Annotated in this window: 16 protein-coding genes; 13 read left to right on the forward strand and 3 right to left on the reverse strand. The window is 61.4% G+C overall.

All coding sequences use genetic code 11. The annotated features are described in order from the left end of the window. The first annotated feature begins 283 nt into the window (after positions 1–283). The 3 genes from AC05K6_RS03705 to AC05K6_RS03715 are packed head-to-tail and all read left to right on the forward strand — an operon-like array spanning position 284 to position 2,939. Positions 284–1,051: an ECF transporter S component gene (locus AC05K6_RS03705; RefSeq protein ID WP_448306944.1), complete on the forward strand. Its 768-nt coding sequence runs from the start codon at positions 284–286 to the stop codon at positions 1,049–1,051. Further along, on the forward strand, positions 1,048–1,728 hold the full coding sequence (locus AC05K6_RS03710) for an energy-coupling factor transporter transmembrane component T (RefSeq protein ID WP_476727808.1): 681 nt from the start codon (positions 1,048–1,050) through the stop codon (positions 1,726–1,728). Before AC05K6_RS03705 ends, AC05K6_RS03710 begins: the two co-directional genes overlap by 4 nt. A 47-nt stretch (positions 1,729–1,775) precedes the next feature. Continuing rightward, a complete protein-coding gene (locus tag AC05K6_RS03715) occupies positions 1,776–2,939 on the forward strand; it encodes an ATP-binding cassette domain-containing protein (protein ID WP_476727809.1) in 1,164 nt (387 codons plus the stop codon). Positions 2,940–2,955: 16 nt separating this feature from the next. On the opposite strand, the gene AC05K6_RS03720 is transcribed toward AC05K6_RS03715, so the two are convergent. After that, a complete protein-coding gene (locus AC05K6_RS03720; protein WP_448306948.1) occupies positions 2,956–3,390 on the reverse strand; it encodes a Rieske (2Fe-2S) protein in 435 nt (144 codons plus the stop codon). A 119-nt stretch (positions 3,391–3,509) separates the two neighbouring features. On the opposite strand from AC05K6_RS03720, the gene purT reads away from it, so the two are divergent. After that, on the forward strand, positions 3,510–4,745 hold the full coding sequence (gene purT / locus AC05K6_RS03725) for a formate-dependent phosphoribosylglycinamide formyltransferase (protein ID WP_293792230.1): 1,236 nt from the start codon (positions 3,510–3,512) through the stop codon (positions 4,743–4,745). Between the two features lie 16 nt (positions 4,746–4,761). Continuing rightward, on the forward strand, positions 4,762–5,691 hold the full coding sequence (gene trhO, locus AC05K6_RS03730) for an oxygen-dependent tRNA uridine(34) hydroxylase TrhO (protein WP_476727810.1): 930 nt from the start codon (positions 4,762–4,764) through the stop codon (positions 5,689–5,691). Here the strand turns inward: trhO and AC05K6_RS03735 are convergent. Both AC05K6_RS03735 and AC05K6_RS03740 read right to left on the reverse strand, forming a co-directional pair. Beyond that, complete coding sequence (locus AC05K6_RS03735; RefSeq protein ID WP_476727811.1) at positions 5,688–6,248, reverse strand: GNAT family N-acetyltransferase; 561 nt, start codon at positions 6,246–6,248, stop codon at positions 5,688–5,690. The genes trhO and AC05K6_RS03735 overlap by 4 nt on opposite strands. A gap of 50 nt (positions 6,249–6,298) precedes the next feature. Then, positions 6,299–7,720, reverse strand: coding sequence for an FAD-dependent oxidoreductase (locus AC05K6_RS03740; protein ID WP_448306956.1), 1,422 nt, complete (start codon positions 7,718–7,720; stop codon positions 6,299–6,301). A gap of 329 nt (positions 7,721–8,049) precedes the next feature. Here AC05K6_RS03740 and AC05K6_RS03745 point away from each other — a divergent pair, with 329 nt between their 5' ends. The 8 genes from AC05K6_RS03745 (at position 8,050) to pta (ending at position 16,513) form a co-directional block, all read left to right on the forward strand. Further along, positions 8,050–9,756, forward strand: coding sequence for a nitrite/sulfite reductase (locus AC05K6_RS03745; RefSeq protein ID WP_476727812.1), 1,707 nt, complete (start codon positions 8,050–8,052; stop codon positions 9,754–9,756). Positions 9,757–9,759: 3 nt separating this feature from the next. Continuing rightward, positions 9,760–9,969 (forward strand): hypothetical protein, encoded by a 210-nt coding sequence (locus tag AC05K6_RS03750; protein ID WP_476727813.1) that lies wholly within the window; start codon positions 9,760–9,762, stop codon positions 9,967–9,969. Positions 9,970–10,202: 233 nt separating this feature from the next. Then, positions 10,203–11,003: a phosphoadenylyl-sulfate reductase gene (locus AC05K6_RS03755; protein WP_476727814.1), complete on the forward strand. Its 801-nt coding sequence runs from the start codon at positions 10,203–10,205 to the stop codon at positions 11,001–11,003. Continuing rightward, the gene (gene cysD, locus AC05K6_RS03760) at positions 11,000–11,914 is read left to right on the forward strand and encodes a sulfate adenylyltransferase subunit CysD (protein WP_293792245.1); all 915 of its coding nucleotides are present in this window, start codon (positions 11,000–11,002) and stop codon (positions 11,912–11,914) included. The genes AC05K6_RS03755 and cysD overlap by 4 nt, the downstream gene beginning before the upstream one ends. Further along, the gene (locus tag AC05K6_RS03765; protein ID WP_293792247.1) at positions 11,914–13,173 is read left to right on the forward strand and encodes a sulfate adenylyltransferase subunit 1; all 1,260 of its coding nucleotides are present in this window, start codon (positions 11,914–11,916) and stop codon (positions 13,171–13,173) included. The genes cysD and AC05K6_RS03765 overlap by 1 nt, the downstream gene beginning before the upstream one ends. Before the next feature lies 1 nt (position 13,174). Further along, positions 13,175–13,933: a sirohydrochlorin chelatase gene (locus AC05K6_RS03770; RefSeq protein WP_476727815.1), complete on the forward strand. Its 759-nt coding sequence runs from the start codon at positions 13,175–13,177 to the stop codon at positions 13,931–13,933. A 9-nt stretch (positions 13,934–13,942) separates the two neighbouring features. Then, positions 13,943–14,965 (forward strand): sulfite exporter TauE/SafE family protein, encoded by a 1,023-nt coding sequence (locus AC05K6_RS03775; protein ID WP_473963540.1) that lies wholly within the window; start codon positions 13,943–13,945, stop codon positions 14,963–14,965. Between the two features lie 96 nt (positions 14,966–15,061). Further along, positions 15,062–16,513, forward strand: coding sequence for a phosphate acetyltransferase (pta, locus tag AC05K6_RS03780; protein ID WP_476727816.1), 1,452 nt, complete (start codon positions 15,062–15,064; stop codon positions 16,511–16,513). Positions 16,514–16,534 lie beyond the last annotated feature (21 nt).

The raw sequence follows: 16,534 nt of genomic DNA on the forward strand, positions 1-16,534 counted from the left end.
GGAACTGCCTCCGCCATGCGCGGGTCGCTTGCTAAACCATTTAAGAATAGACAGCTTGGTCTGTCAACTAAGTCACTTAATTTGGCTGCTTGCGGCCCCGGTTTCACACCCGTTTTCCCTGCCCCTGATGCCGCCAAAATGGCTGCGATTTGTGCAATCCGCGCCGATTCTGTAAGCATTAAATAAACATTAAAACCACTGGCCACGCGGTCGAAACGTCGAGGTGACATAGACGTTGCGCTTAGTCGCGCGCTGGCCCCTGCGAAAAACGAGGACCCACCCCATGCGCCCCCTGTCACAAAAAGCCACCTATGGACTGCTCGGTCTATCCGCAATCATCATCGTCGCCACCTGGCTGACCCTCGTCATCTGGCAGCCCTCCGACTCGACATATGAGTCCCTTGCCGACTCCAAAAGTTCCACTATCGCCCTCGTCGGTTTCGTTGTCCCCGCCATCCTGGCGCTCATCGCCGTAATCCCGCGCCTGCCCGTGCGCACCCTTGCGCTCCTGCCGGTCGCATTGGCAATCAATGTCGTGCTCGGCCACATCATCGGCAACATGGGTCTGCCTTTGCCGCTGTACCTGGATTCCATCGGCACGGTGCTAGTCGGTGCCTTGGCTGGCCCTTGGGCGGGGTTGGTCACCGGCGTGCTCTCCGCACTGGTGTGGGGAACCTTCAACCCGACCGTCGTTGGCTTCGCAGCGGCCTACGCCTTCGTCGGCGTATGCGCGGGACTGCTCGGCAAGTGGTGGGTAGGTGCATATTGGAAGATCGCCCTATCCGCCTTGCTCATCGGTTTCCTAACAGCCCTGCTTTCCGCCCCGATCGCCTCCTTCATCTTCGGTGGCACCGCCGGTACGGGCACGGGTCTGCTTGTGACTGCCTACCGTTCCCTGGGCTTCGATCCGATGACCGCCGTATTCTTGCAGTCGTGGACTTCCGATCCAATCGATAAGTTCATTGTGTTTAGCGTGATCTACCTGGTCATTCGCGCATTGCCACAGCGCACGCGCCGAACCTTTGCACCGACGTCCGACAAGGCTGCATGAATCCACTGACATACCTCACCCTCGCTATAAGCGGGGTGATTTTCGTCCTCGTCGCCGATAGCCTCACCGTGTCCGCTATCGCGTGGGTCTTGTGCGCCGTTATGGCCCTTTTCTTCTCGACGCCCCGTCGTCCCTTTCTCGCAGCCAACCTCTTAGGCCTACCGGCTTTCCTGGGCTTCGGATTGATGTACGCACCCTTCGGACAGGAAACCGGATGGTGGATCCTCACCCGTGATGGTGTGCAGATCGCCCTGTCCCTGGGCAGTCGCTTTCTTGCCGCTACCACGATCGGCCTGACTATCGGAAGCTTCGTTAACCTAGACCGACTCATGCGCACTGTGCAGCCGCGCCTGCCTGCCAAATTGGTCTATGTCATCGGCGCCACAGCCCGACTACTGCCGCTGGTCAGAGCTCGCTGGCAGACCATCCAGCAGGTTCGCGCCTCCCGCGGAGTGGATGTGTCCACCCTGGGTGCGAAGTGCCGCATGATCCTCCCACTGATCGTCGGCATGGTCGACGATGCCGCCACCCGCGCCCGCCCGCTACAGCGCACCGGAATTGGTGAACCCGGGCCGCGTACCGTGCTTCGCCCCGTCGCAGATACGGCTTTGGATTGGACCGTCCGCCTGCTGGCCATCGCAGCCCTAGTGGTGGGATGCTGGTGGGTAGTGCACTAAAGAAGCACGAGCACTAGCAAACGACCAGAAAGACCTTTGCGCGAACCATGCCTTTGACTACGTACATCTGGGGGGATAGTGGCGTCGGACTATCCGAACATGCCTGGTCGTACGCAGAAAAGACGGGTGCGGCGTGGGTCGGCAACGAGGCCAGCGCGCACATTTCCCTGCTGCGCAATACGGTCGCTGAAGAGCTCGCTTTTCCCATGGAGCAGCGCGGTGTAGAGCAGGCGGAGATGCAAGCTCGGGTAGATGCAGCCCTGCGGCTGTGGGGCTTGGAAGCGCAGGCAGAGCAGAACCCCGCCACCCTGTCGACAGGTCAAACCCGGCGCGTGGCGATTGCCGCGGCACTGCTCGCACGCCCCGATGCGTTGGTGCTCGATTGTCCTTTGGATGGGCTGGATGCCTCCGCCGTCGAGACCCTACGTCGCACCCTTGTGGACTTCACAGGGCCCGTGACCGTTTATGATCGCGCAGGTTCACCCTTAAGCGATGACGCCCCTACGCACCAACGCCTGAACGCCGATGGCACCCTGACACGCGCCACCGCTCCGCAGCCTGCAGCCGGTGTGGTGGCTATGCAGACTGCTGCGCAGGAAGACACAGGGACGGCCTTGCTGGCGCGGGATGTGGTTTTCCGCCGAGGTGGCGTTGGCCCCATAAACCTGGATGTTCCCGCAGGACGTGTGGTGCACCTGGCTGGGCGGAACGGATGTGGAAAAACGACCCTGTTCCTCGGTGCCCTGGGACTATTGAAGTACCGCGGAACCCTACGTGCCGAGGGGCTTAAGGGCTGGGCGCCCACGCAGATGGATCAGGCCGTGACATGCCGCACCGTGGTTGACGAATTGGCCGTGGGTGCGGGGGAAGAGCTTGCTGCCGCAGTCATTGACTTCGCGGGGCTGGGGCCGTGGGCAGGCACGCACCCGCTCGATGTGCCGGCAGCGAAAAGGCGGATCGTGCTTGTCGCAGCGGCGATGGTGCGCGGAGCTGATCTGGTGATGCTGGACGAACCCACCGTGGGGCTGGACGCGCCGGGCTATCGCGAACTAGCGGAGCTGATGCACCGCTATACAGCGGGGGAATATGCGCAACTCATTGGGGTAGATACGCCGGTGGCACCGACGGTGCTGTGGACATGCCATGACGCACGCTTCGCAGAGCACGTCAGCGATGTGCGCATAGATATGCGCACAGATATGGTCGGCTAGTTAAAAACACGTCCAGCTAGTTGGTGATCTCGATGGAATCGCCGTTGCGCTCGACCTTCTTAGCCGGGCTCATCGGATCGCGCGAAGGACCCTCCACGACATCTCCGGTGGCGACATCGAACTTGGACATGTGCTTGGGGCACACTGCCACAGTGATGTCCCCGGACTTCTCAATGGAGTCGATGGTGCCGCCAGCATGCGGGCAGGTAGTGGAGAACGCCTTGTACTCGTTCTCGCCGGGGCGGGAGAGTACCCAACCATCCAGAATCGTGGAGCCTCCGACCTCCAGATCCGCGGCATCGGCCTTCGCTACGACCTCTTCACTGGCGCAAGCCGCCAGCAGTGCGCCGGAGGCTGTAGCGGCGGTGGCAACGGCCACGCCGCGCAGGAAAGAACGGCGGGAACAGGGCAGGGGGTTGTGAGCTTGAGAGTCACGCTGCGTTTCGCTCATAGCTTTGATCCTTCCATCAGGTTGAGCGTCCGACAAGCCTGCGCGACGAGGCGGGGTAGGGCAGGCCGGACGGGGCGGGTGGCAGCGTAAATATACGGGCATAAGTAAGGTGAGTGAATATGTACACACCCGAGGCAATTGGTACCCCACTGACTCCCTCCTCTCTGAAAGTCCTGCTGCTTGGCGCCAGCGAGCTGGGGAGGGAACTCGCCGTCGCCCTGCAGCGCTTGGGCGTAGAGGTACACGCTGCGGACCGATACGCCGGTGCTCCCGCGCACCACGTGGCCAACAAGGCACACGTTATGGACATCTACGACGGGGAATCGATCAGGCAGCTAGTACGCGAAGTTGCCCCGCAGTTCATCGTCCCGGACGTGGAGTTCATCCCCGCAGACGTACTGCAGGAAATCGAAGCCGAGGGTGTGGCCTCCGTCGTACCGACCGCCCTCGCCAACAGGCTGACCATGAACCGTGAGGGCATCCGCACCTTCGCCCACGACAAACTGGGTCTGCCGAATAGCGCCTTCCGTTTTGCCTCCACCGCCGATGAACTAGCTCGCGCCGCCGAGGAGATCGGCTACCCATGTGTGGTCAAGCCCGTCATGGGGCATTCCGGCGCAGGTCAGAGCTATGTTGGCGGAGTCGATGAGCTCGAAGCCGCCTGGAACGAGGCCATCAAAAATTCCCGCACAAACGTGCAGCGCGTCATGGTGGAGCAGTACATTCCTTTCGACTACGAGGTCACCATCCTCGCCGTGCGCTCCATCGATCCCGCCACAGGCCGGGAGGCCACCTGGTTCTGCGAACCCATCGGCCACCGCCAGGATCGCGGCGACTATGTGGAATCCTGGCAGCCCGCGTACATGTCCGAAGATGCCTTGGACACCGCACGCAGTATCGCCGCCCGTATCGCCACCGCCTTGGGCGGGCGTGGCGTGTTCGGCGTAGAGCTATTCGTCAAGGGCAATGACGTCTACTTCTCCGAAGTAAGCCCTCGCCCGCACGATACGGGCATGGTTACGCTTGGCACCCAGCGGTTCTCAGAGTTCGACCTGCACGCACGCGCCATACTTGGGCTGCCGATTGATACCACGCTGATTTCCCCGGGGGCTTCCGCGGTAATCCGCTGTGCCGAAAGGTACGACGGCGATATCGAATATGTGGGCGTCGAGAAGGCAATGGCAGTGGAGGAAACTAACGTTTACCTCTTCGGCAAACCCCGGGCGCTGACGCGGCGGCGAATGGGAGTGGCAGTGACCACTGCAGAAAGCATTGACGAGGCGCGCCAGCGGGCGGAGGAAGCCGCGGGGTACGTCACGGTGCGGCCGACGGTTTTCGCAGAACAGGGGCAGTAGTCCTAAACTTCGGGGTATGGGACATAGCGCAACCGACCTCAACGAAACCCGCATTCTGCTGTACTACTGCTTCACCCCGATCGACGACCCGACCGCGGTGATGCTGTGGCAACGTGCGCTGTGCGAGCAGTTGGAACTGAAGGGGCGCATCCTCATCAGCAAGCACGGCATCAATGGCACCGTCGGCGGATCGCTGGCTAGCTGCAAGCAGTATGTGCGGCGCACCCGCGAATTCCCGGGTTTCAAGAAGATGGAGTTCAAGTGGTCCGCTGGTTCAGCCGACGACTTCCCGCGCCTGTCCGTGAAGGTGCGCGATGAGATTGTGGCCTTCGGCGCCCCGGATGAGTTGAAGGTGGATGAAAACGGCGTGATCGGTGGTGGCGTGCACCTGAAGCCGGAGGAAGTCAACGACCTGGTGGAAAAGCGTGGCGACGAGGTGGTTTTCTTCGACGGGCGCAATGCCATGGAGGCGGAGATCGGCAAGTTTAAGAATGCGGTGGTGCCCGATGTACGTACTACCCACGACTTCATCGGCGAGATTGAATCTGGCAAATACGACCATCTGAAGGACAAGCCTGTCGTCACGTACTGCACCGGCGGCATCCGCTGCGAAATCCTCAGCTCGCTGATGAAGAACCGCGGGTTCGAGGAGGTTTATCAGATCGACGGTGGCATCGTCCGCTATGGGGAAAAGTACGGTGACCAGGGTCTATGGGAGGGTTCCCTGTATGTCTTCGACGGGCGTATGCACATGGAATTTAGTGATGACGCCGCTACGCTGGGCCGCTGCCGAGCGTGTGGTCACGCGACCAACGATTTCCATAACTGTGTGAATGAGCAGTGCCGCGAGCAGATTCTGCTGTGTGATAGCTGTGCTGCGGACCCGGAGAGTGCCACCTGCGGGCGTAAGGAATGTGCCGAGGTAGCGGCGGAGATGGCGGGCTAGAGCTCCAACTCCATCGTGACATGCGGGATGCCTTCCTCCTCAAAAGGCTCCCCAACAGGCTTGAAGCCGAATTTTGCGTAGAAGTCCTGCACCTGCTCCTGGGCGTTGAGGGAGACGCGGGCAGCCTGGGTAGTCGGGTCTAATGCGGCGGCACGGCCCTTGCAGACCTCCAGCGCCTGCTCCATGATTTGCGTAGCGATGCCGCGTCCGCGGACATCCTTGGCTACGCACATGCGACCAATGTGCTGGTCATCTGGCTTGCCATACACGCGGGCGGTGCCCACCAGGCGCAGGGGAGATCCTGGATCCGGCTGGCCGAAGGGGTACTCCGGGCCACTGCCGGGGTGGATATAGGCCAGCACATGGTGGGTATTCGGGTGCGGATCGATATCGTCGATCTCCGCGAAAGGTGTCTGCTGTTCATGGACGAACACGTCCACGCGCAACTTGTACAGCGGATGCAGCTGCTGGGCGGGCATTGCTAGTAGGGCGCGCCCGGTGAAATGAACATCCGGGAACTCGGCGGCGCCGGCAGTAGGGGAGGGAGTGTTAGCCACGGTGTTGCGTTTTCCTAGGTATTGCGTATTCCTACTTTCAGTATCCCTGCTTAGACGTTCTTGCCCTTGGCGTGGTGCAGCATCTCAGCCCACTCGCGCACCTTCTTGCGCTCGCGGCCTTCGGCCTCGCCGAGCTCGCGCTCGTGCTTATCCAGGCTGTACCAGCCATCCCAGGTGGTGTGGTCAATGCCCTTTTCTTCCAGGAAGGCCTCTACGGCCTCAAGTTCTGGCTTCTCGGGGTTAAAGCCGATGCCGTTGGCGGCATCCTCCAGCAGGTTGGCCACAGCCTCGTTCGCATCGCCCTTGGTGTTGCCGATCAGGCCAACCGGGCCGCGGCGGACCCAGCCGGTGGTGTAGACGCCGGGCAGGCGCTCGCGCTTTTCTGCCTCCGGGTCAGCGGAACCGGGCACGCCCGCGATGCCGTCGGCGGTCGGTCCTTCGGTCAGTACACGGCCACCGACGTTGGGCAGCACGTTCTGACGCTCATCCCAGGGCAGGCCAGGCTGCTCATCGGACTTGTAACCCACGGCGCGGTAGACCGCGCCCACCGGCCACTCGGTGAGCTTGCCGGTGCCAGAAACAGAGCCATCGCCATTGAGCTCGGTGCGCTCGGTGACAAAGGCAGTCACGCGGCCTTCGGCGTCGGACTTAACCTCGACAGGAGACTCGAAGAAGTGGATGAAGAGCTTGTGAGGAGCGCCCTTCGGATCGGCGATGGCGTATTGCTCCAGGCGGGTACAGACCATGTCCTGGATCTTGGATGCGCGGCGTGCCTCTTCGGAGCCCTCGTCGTACTGGATGTCCTCTGGATCAATAACGATCTCGATGGTGTCGGAATCGTTCAGTTCTTTCAGCTCCAGCGGGGTGAACTTCGCTTGTGCCGGACCGCGACGGCCAAAGACATGCACCTCCTTGGCCTGGTTGTCCTTTAGGGAGTCGTAGACGTTGTCCGGAATCTCGGTGACCTTTAGCTCGTCGCCGGTCTTAGCCAGCACGCGGGCGACGTCGAGGGCGACGTTACCGACGCCGACCACGGCGACAGAGTCAGCGGACAGATCCCACTTTTCCTCGAAGTACGGGTTAGCGTCGTAGAAACCGACGAATTCTCCCGCACCGATGGTGTGCTCGCCGCCGGGGATGTTTAGCGGGCGGTCATCGGTGGCGCCGGTGGCGTAGATGACGGCATCGTAGAACTGCTTTAGTTCGTCGATGGTGACGTCCTGGCCGACATTGATGTTGCCGAACAGGCGGATCTCGGGCTTATCCATCACCTTGTGCAGGGATTTGATGATGCCCTTGATGCGCGGGTGGTCGGGAGCAACTCCGTAGCGGATGAGGCCGAAGGGTGCCGGCATGCGCTCGTAAATGTCGACGCTAACGTCAGCCTCAGACTTCGTTAGTGCGTCGGAGGCGTAGATACCTGCCGGGCCGGAGCCGATGACTGCAATGCGAAGGGGGCGATTCTCGGGCATGTCTGGTGCAAATCCTTCTTATTCGGGTCGTACTTCGGTCGTGGGTAAACCGCGGTGCTGAACTCGCATATTGAGCTCGCGCGGAGCGATTGTTGTATCGCGCCGGGTGAACCGCATGAAGCGTTCGAACTGCTTATGAAATAACACAGTCCAATGTAGCGAAATTCCATACGGGGTCACTACATCGGGGTCACCGCGGGTAACTCCACGAACTATAGACAACTCTGTCTACAAAAATCAAGAAATCGCTTGAATTTGTGCGAGATGCCATCTAACCTGAACCGGACAATGTAGACAGACTGATCAGTCTAGACAGAGGTTGAGAGACGATGACGACCGAATCGACCACCGGAGCGGACGCCGCACAGAAGCCGGCACGTCCGCGCCGCAAGAAGCAGCGCAAGCCCCAAGGGCAGTGGGCTGTCGATGGCCGAGAGCCGCTCAATGACGACGAGCGAATCAAGCAGGAGGATCCTGGATTTAGCGTGATGCAGCGCATCCGTGACATCTATTCCAAGGAAGGGTTTGACTCCATCCCGGCGGAAGATCTCGCCCCACGCTTCAAGTGGGTTGGTATGTATACGCAGCGCAAGCAGGGGCTCGATGGTGAAAAGACCTCGACCCTCACCAATGCTGAGCTGCAGGATAACTACTTCATGATGCGTATCCGCCTCGATGGCGGTGTGGTGAGCTCGGCCGGCCTGCGCACCATCGGTGAGATTTCCGAAAAGTATGCGCGTAACACTGCCGACTTCACTGACCGGCAGAACGTGCAGCTGCACTGGATTCGTATCGAGGACGTTCCGACGATCTGGGATGAGTTGGCAAAGGTTGGCCTGGATTCCTTCTTCGGCTGCGGCGACGTGCCACGCGTCATCCTTGGCTCTCCAGTCGCCGGTATTGCCAAGGATGAGATCATCGATGGCCGTCCGGCCATCGAGAAGATCAAAAAGGAGCTACTGCCCGACCCTGAATTTGGCAACCTGCCCCGCAAGTTTAAATCCGCAATCTCCGGGCACTCCCGCCAGGACGTCACCCACGAAATCCAAGACCTGGCCTTTATTGGCTCCGAGCATCCGGAACATGGCCCCGGCTTTGATGTCTGGGTCGGCGGTGGCCTGTCCACTAACCCGATGCTCGCGCAGCGTCTAGGTGTGTGGGTGCCGCTCGACGAAGTGCCTGAGGTATGGGCTGGTGTGGTGCGAATCTTCCGCGACTATGGCTACCGCCGCATGCGTAACCGCGCCCGCCTGAAGTTCCTGGTCGCCGACTGGGGTGTGGAAAAGTTCCGTGAAGTGCTGGAAAACGAGTATCTCAAGCGCCCGCTGCTGGACGGCCCGGCGCCGGGGGAGTACCCCGGTTACCGCGATCATGTCGGCCGGTACGAGCAAAAGGACGGCAAGTTCTATCTGGGCGTAAAACCCACGGTTGGCCACACCGATGGTAAGCAACTGCAGCAGCTTGCCGACCTGGCGGAAAAGTACGGCACCACCAACATCCGCACCACTCCCGATAAGGAGCTATTGTTCCTGGATCTGGAGCGCGAAGCTGCCACGGCTTTGGCTGCAGACCTGGAAGAACTCGGCCTGTCTGCCAAGCCCTCGGCTTTCCGTCGCGACATCATCTCCTGTACTGGCCTGGAGTTCTGCAAGCTGGCTCACGTTGTCACCAAGCAGCGCGCCATCGCACTGGTTGATGAGTTGGAAGATCGCCTCGGCGACCTCGATGTGCCGCTGAAGATCAGCCTTAATGGCTGCCCGAACTCCTGCGCCCGTACCCAAGTGGCGGATATCGGCCTGTCTGGCAAGATCCTCACCACTGACGAAGGCGAGCGCGTGGAGGGCTTCCAGGTTCACCTCGGCGGCACTATCGGTATGGAGTCGCACTTCGGCAAGAAGGTTCGCGGCAACCAGGTCTACTCCAAGGATCTGGGCGACTATGTGGTGCGCGTCGTGGAGAACTTCAAGTCCCACCGCACTGACGGTGAGGAGTTCCGCGACTGGGTTATCCGCGCCGACGACGAGTTGTTGGTGTAGCCCATGAGTGTTCCTGATTTCGACTCCCTCCCGAGTGTGAATGAGCAGGTCGGCGGCCGTGCGGGCCACCCGAATGCCCGCCGCGCCACCGTGAACAACTGCCCCTACTGCATGTCCCAGAACCTGTTCCCCGACGCGGAAACCGACAACGCCTGGCAGTGCCGCGAGTGTATGCGCGTTTTCTCCGTCAAGTTCCACGGACAGCTGTTGTAACTGACTTTTTATTGACGCCCCTTGCCTCCACCCCTGAAAGGCCTTTCGTGCCCTTTGTGCAGGTCGCGGCGGTGGGGCGTCATAAAGAATCTTGAACTTGGTTGAGAAGATGGACAGATTGGTCTATTGTGGTGAAAGTTAAAACAGACTGATCGGTCTGTCTAGGGAAAAGCTTCCCCGAGTTCTTGCAAGACACACTTCACAAACCCAACAACCCCCGAGAAGAGGAGCTCATGAGCCTGGTAGATGCGACCGGCCTGCTCAGCGGGAATTCGGATGACTTCCGAGACCCCGCCGAGAGTCCGAAGGGCGCGCCGACCAAGACCACGCCACTGAGTGACAAGGAGCGAGCCGCCAACGAGCAGCTCGTCGCCGAATGGAACGACAAGCTAGAGGGCGCCAACGCCGAAGAAATCATGGACTGGGTGGCCGAACACGTGCCCGGGAAGATCGCCGTGACCATGTCCATGCAGGACACCGTCCTGGCTGAGCTGGCAGAAGGCCGCCTGGCGGAAGACCGCGCGGAACTGGTCTTCCTGGACACCGGCTACCACTTTGCCGAGACACTCGAAACCCGCGACAAGGTACAGCAGCGCTACAACCTGCCACTGGAAAACATCACCCCGGTACTCAGCCGCGAGGAGCAGGACAAGGTCTACGGTCCGCGCCTGTACTCCCGCGACAACACCGCTTGCTGCCGCATGCGCAAGGTCGAGCCCCTGGCGCGAATGCTCAACCCCTTCAACGCCTGGATCACCGGCGTGCGCCGCGTGGACAACGCCCTGCGCGCCAACACCCCGGTGCTGGACGTGGACCGCACCGGCCGACTGAAGATCAATCCCATCGTCGCCTGGAGTGACGAGGACGTGGAGGCCTATATCACCGACCACGATCTGATCATCAACCCTCTGACCAAGCAGGGTTACCCGTCGATCGGCTGCGAGACCTGCACCTTGCCGGTCGCCGAAGGACAGGACCCCCGATCCGGTCGCTGGGCCGGCACCAACAAGACAGAATGCGGACTTCACACATGAGCACTGATAACAACACCGCCCTTTCGCCCCACCTGGCGAGCTTGGAGGCGGAAGCAATCGAGATCCTGCGCGAGGTAGCAGGCCAGTTCGACCGTCCTGCGCTGCTGTTTTCCGGCGGCAAGGATTCCGTCGTGGTTTTGGAACTAGCCAAGCGCGCATTTCACCCCGCCCCCGTGCCCTTTGAACTGGTGCACGTGGATACCGGCCACAACTTCCCGGAGGTCATCGAGTTCCGCGACAAGATCGCTGCAGATCCAAAGGTGACACTGCACGTTGCCGCCGTACAGGACTGGATTGACAGCGGTGCGATCCAGGAGCGCCCCGATGGCACCCGCAACCCACTGCAGACCGTGCCACTGGTGGAGACGATCCAGAACCGTGGCTATGACGCTGTGCTGGGTGGTGCCCGCCGCGATGAAGAGAAAGCCCGCGCCAAGGAGCGTGTGTTCTCTGTGCGCGATAGCTTCGGCGGCTGGAACCCGCGCCGCCAGCGTCCGGAGCTGTGGGGCCTGTACAACGGCCGCCACCAAGTGGGCGAAAACATCCGCGTGTTCCCAATCTCCAACTGGACTGAAGCTGACGTGTGGGACTACATCCGCGATCGCAATGTTGAGGTTCCGGCCATCTACTACTCCCACCAGCGCGAAGTCTTCAACCGTAATGGCATGTGGCTGACCCCGGGCGAATGGGGCGGGCCGAAGGACGGCGAGGAGCTAGTGGAAAAGACCGTGCGCTACCGCACCGTCGGCGACATGAGCTGCACCGGCGCAGTTCTTTCCACCGCCACGACCATCGAGGACGTGATCGAAGAGATCCGCCAGTCCACCACCACCGAGCGCGGCGCCACCCGTGCCGACGACAAGCTCAGTGAGTCCTCCATGGAGGATCGCAAGAAGGAAGGTTACTTCTGATGTCCACCAACCTGCCGACCCTCCGCCTGTGCACCGCCGGCTCCGTCGACGACGGAAAATCGACCTTCGTGGGCCGCCTGCTGCACGATACGAAGTCCATCCTGGCCGACCAGTACGAGTCCGTCGAGCGCGTTTCCAACGCCAAGGGGCTGGAAAACCCCGACCTTTCGTTGCTGGTCGATGGCCTGCGTGCCGAACGCGAACAGGGCATCACCATCGATGTGGCCTACCGTTACTTCGCCACCGATAAGCGCAGCTTCATCCTGGCCGATACTCCCGGCCACGTGCAGTACACGCGCAACACCGTCACGGGCCTATCCACCTCGGAGCTGGTCATCGTTCTGGTTGACGCCCGCAATGGCGTGATCGAGCAGACCCGTCGCCACCTGACCGTGGCGGCGATGATGAAGATCTCCCACGTGATCGTCGCTGTGAACAAGATCGATGCGGTGGACTATGACGAGAATGTCTTCAACGAGGTCAAGTCCGATGTCGACGCTTTGGTCTCCGAGCTGGGCCTGGCACACGTCGATGTAATCCCGACATCCGCTCTGCTGGGCGACAACGTCGTCGAGCGCAGCCAGAACACCCCGTGGTACACCGGTCCATCGGTGCTAGAGATCCTGGAGACCACCGAGCCAGCGAAGAACACCGTGGACGTGGAGCGTGGCTTGCGATTCCCAATCCAGATCGTCATCCGCGATCACGCTACCGACTACCGCGGCTATGCGGGACGCGTCACCGCTGGCACGGTGTCCGTCGGCGATACGGTTCTGGCTGATGGTCGCGAGGCAGTCATCGAGGGAATCGACGGCCCCGCAGGGGAGCAGCAGTCCGCCACCCGTGGCGAATCCGTATCCCTCCGTCTGGACCGCGACATCGACCTGTCCCGTGGGGACATCATCGCGGCGCCGGATCTGCCGGAGCCGCAACAGTCCTTCACCGCCACGGTGTTCCACCTTGCCGAAACCCCGGTACGTCTGCGCAGCAACGTGCTGGTGCGCTACGGCACTGCACTGGTACGCGGACGAGTGGATGAGGTTATTCGCCGCGTGGACATCTCCGGCCGTAACCGCAGCGATGAGGAAATCGCCCACGGCAGTGCCGACGAGCTGGCGCTGAACGACATCGCGGAGGTGCGCGTGACGGTGGCCGAGCCGCTACCGGTCGAACCTTATCGTCGCGGTGGCCGAGTCGGTTCATTGCTGCTGGTGAACCCCGGCACCGGCGATACTCTCACCGCAGGTTTGGTGAACTAACATGACCGGCCCGGTACCCATCATTTGCTTAGCGCATGGATCCCGCCACCCACAGGCGGATCAGGCGGTATTCGACATCGCCGAGCGCATTTCCGCTAGCACTGGGGTGCCGGCCTTCGCCGCTTTCTTGGACTTCCACCCAGCCACCCTCGCTACCGTTGCCCATCGCATTGTGGCAGCGGGGTACACCGAGGCTGTGGTGGTTCCGCTGCTCTTCACTAGGGCTTTCCACGCTCGCCATGATGTCCCCGCTGCTATTGCCGAAGCTGCAGAATCTATCGACGCCACCTCTTCCACAGGGCTTACGCTCCACCTAGCCGATGGCTTGGGAACCGGTGCTGACATGGAAGCGCTGGTGGCTGACTTTACGGCTCAGTATCTTGCTGACACTGTCGGAGGCACTTCGAACATCGACAAACTCGCTCTGTACTCCGTGGGATCCAGCCAACCCGGCGCCAACGAGGGAATCGCCGAGTTTGCCAGCCGCGTCGGCTCCCGGCTGAAGATGCGTCACACCCGCGCTTTCGTCGCCACTGGAAACCACCCCGGTAGTGATACGGACGCTCTGTTGAACTTCGCAGACGATCACACCGTCACCGTCCCCTTGTTCGTTAGTCCCGGCCTGCTCTGGGATAGAGCCAAAAACCGAATGCCGCACGGCCGGAAGTGTACGCGCCATCTAGGTGACGCGATCGCCCCGGTCGTGGTTGACCGCGCCTTTAGCGCACTGCAAAGACATTCTTCCCCCACAACTTTCTAGGACTAACCCATGAAGATTTTGATTTTCGCTCTGGTCGGCGTGATAGCGCAATTAGTCGACGGTGCGCTGGGTATGGCATTCGGCGTCACGGCAACGACACTTCTGATTTTCTCCGGCCTGGGACCTGCCCACGCCTCCGCCGCCGTGCACCTGGCCGAGGTCGGCACCACGCTCTTCTCCGGCCTTTCCCACTGGAGGCTAAAGAACGTCCACTGGCCAACCGTGCTAGCTCTTGGGGTGCCTGGAGCCATCGGCGCCTTCATGGGTGCTTATGTGCTCAGTAACCTTTCCACTAAAGCCGCAGAACCCGTCGTCTCCACCCTATTGGTGCTGCTGGGTGCGTATGTTCTCGTGCGCAGTGTTGCCGTGCCGTGGAAGAAGGGGGAGGACACTCAACCGGTATCCACCACCCGCCGCTCCCGCTTTGGTTTAGCGGGGCTGGGCTTGGCCGGGGGGTTCCTCGACGCCTCCGGCGGTGGAGGCTGGGGACCCGTCACTACTTCTACCCTGATGAGCGTGGGCAAGGCAGAACCGCGACGCATCATCGGCACCGTCAATACCGCCGAATTCCTGGTCGCCCTCTCCGCCACTGCTGGATTCTTCGCGGGCATGGGGTCTGAATTGGCGGAAAACTGGCAGCCGGTCGTCGGCCTCCTCGTCGGCGGCGCCATTGCGGCTCCCATCGCCGCCTGGATCGTGACCATTATGAAGCCAGAAGTACTCGGTGGTGTCGTTGGCGCTCTGCTGATGCTGCTGAACTCCACGCGCCTGGTGAATTACTTCGGTTTCCTTGGGGTGGTTGGCGTGATCCTCATCGGCTTGGCCGTAATCATTGCCCTCGTTGTTGTGCGCAAGCGCTCCCTGCTGGAACGCTCGTTGACCGGGGACGACCCAGAACCGGATAACTCTCAGCAGCGCAACGCATATAGCGAAACTGACACCCCGGAGCGACAGACGAGTGGGCGTCGAGACACAGTAGAGCGAGACGAAGCTACACAGCGACAGCGCGAAAAGACGCGCGCCAGGGGGTAGGGAAGGGCAAACCTTCCACGCAAGTATCGCCAGTGTGGTGCTGTCCAAGGCACAATGGAAGTTAAATAGAACTCCATTAAGGAAGGTTTGTGAGCTGTGTCTAACGGAACTGCTGGCACCAATGCCGTCATCTCGCCGATAGCTAGCGCCGCTGCGCGACGCTCCGACATTGTGGACGCCCTGGGGGAGGCAGGCGCCATCGACATCTTCGACAACATTCGCCCCTCCGCCCCGGACTTCGCCGCCGCCCTCGACGCGGCCTATGGTGCGGACACTAGCGGTGCGGTGTTGTTGGGCACCGGCGAGATCAACTTCGATTCGCGGCTGGCTGCGGCTGCCGGCGCCTCCCACTACCTGCTAGCGGGAAGCACCGCGGATGCCACGGCCCTACAGCTTGCCTCGGGACAGCTTGTGCGCTCAGGTCGCACGCCTGCCGGTATTTCTTTTGTGGACGCCACCGCCGCAGCTGGGTCGGCAGGCTCCAATGCCGTTGAAGCCGAGGGCAAAGCGATTCGCCACGTTGCGCTGGAGGACATTGCCACCATCGAAGGGCAGAAGGAGCCGGTGATCGGCCCAGAGCTCTTCGAGCGGAACCTGCTGATCAAGGCTCGCGAGAAGAATGCACACATCGTGCTGCCAGAGGGCGAAGACGACCGCATCCTCACCGCAGCAGACCAGCTGCTGCGCGCCAAGGTGTGCAAGCTGACGATCCTCGGTAACCCGGATGATATCGCCAGCCGTGCGAAGGAGCTGGGGTTGGATCTGTCCGGTGCCACGCTGACCGACCCCACCGCTGGTGATCAGCTGGAGGAATTCGCCGCCGAATTCGCCGAGCTGCGCAAGCACAAGGGAGTGACGTTGGATCAGGCGCGCGAGACAATGCGCGACATTAGCTACTACGCAACGATGATGGTGCACAAGGGAATTGCCGATGGCATGGTCTCCGGTGCCGCACACACCACTGCACACACCATCAAGCCCTCCTTCCAGATCATCAAGACCGCGCCGGGTTCCTCGGTGGTTAGCTCCATCTTCCTTATGGTCATGGACGGCGTGCTGTGGGCTTTCGGCGACTGCGCCGTGAACCCGGACCCCACCCCCGACCAGTTGGCGGAGATCGCAGCAGTATCCGCGCAGACCGCCGCCCAGTTCGGCATCGAGCCGAAGGTGGCGATGCTGAGCTACTCCACAGGCACCTCCGGCGCAGGCGCGGATGTTGAAGCCGTCGCCGCTGCTGTAAAGAAGGCTCAGGAGAACAACCCGGAACTGCAATTGGATGGCCCGCTGCAGTTCGACGCTGCGGTAGTGGAATCCGTCGGCCAGAAAAAGCTACCCGGCTCCGCTGTCGCCGGCCAGGCTACCGTGTTTATCTTCCCGGATCTGAACTGCGGAAACATCACCTACAAGGCCGTACAGCGCACCGCCGACGCACTGGCCGTGGGGCCGATCCTGCAGGGCCTGAACAAGCCGGTGAACGACCTGTCGCGTGGCGCGACCGTGCCGGACATCGTAAACACCGTGGCCATTACCGCCATCCAGGCCAAATAGAGCGTCAGGCCACGCGAACGC

It is taken from the genome of Corynebacterium sp. TUM25020, from assembly GCF_056388495.1.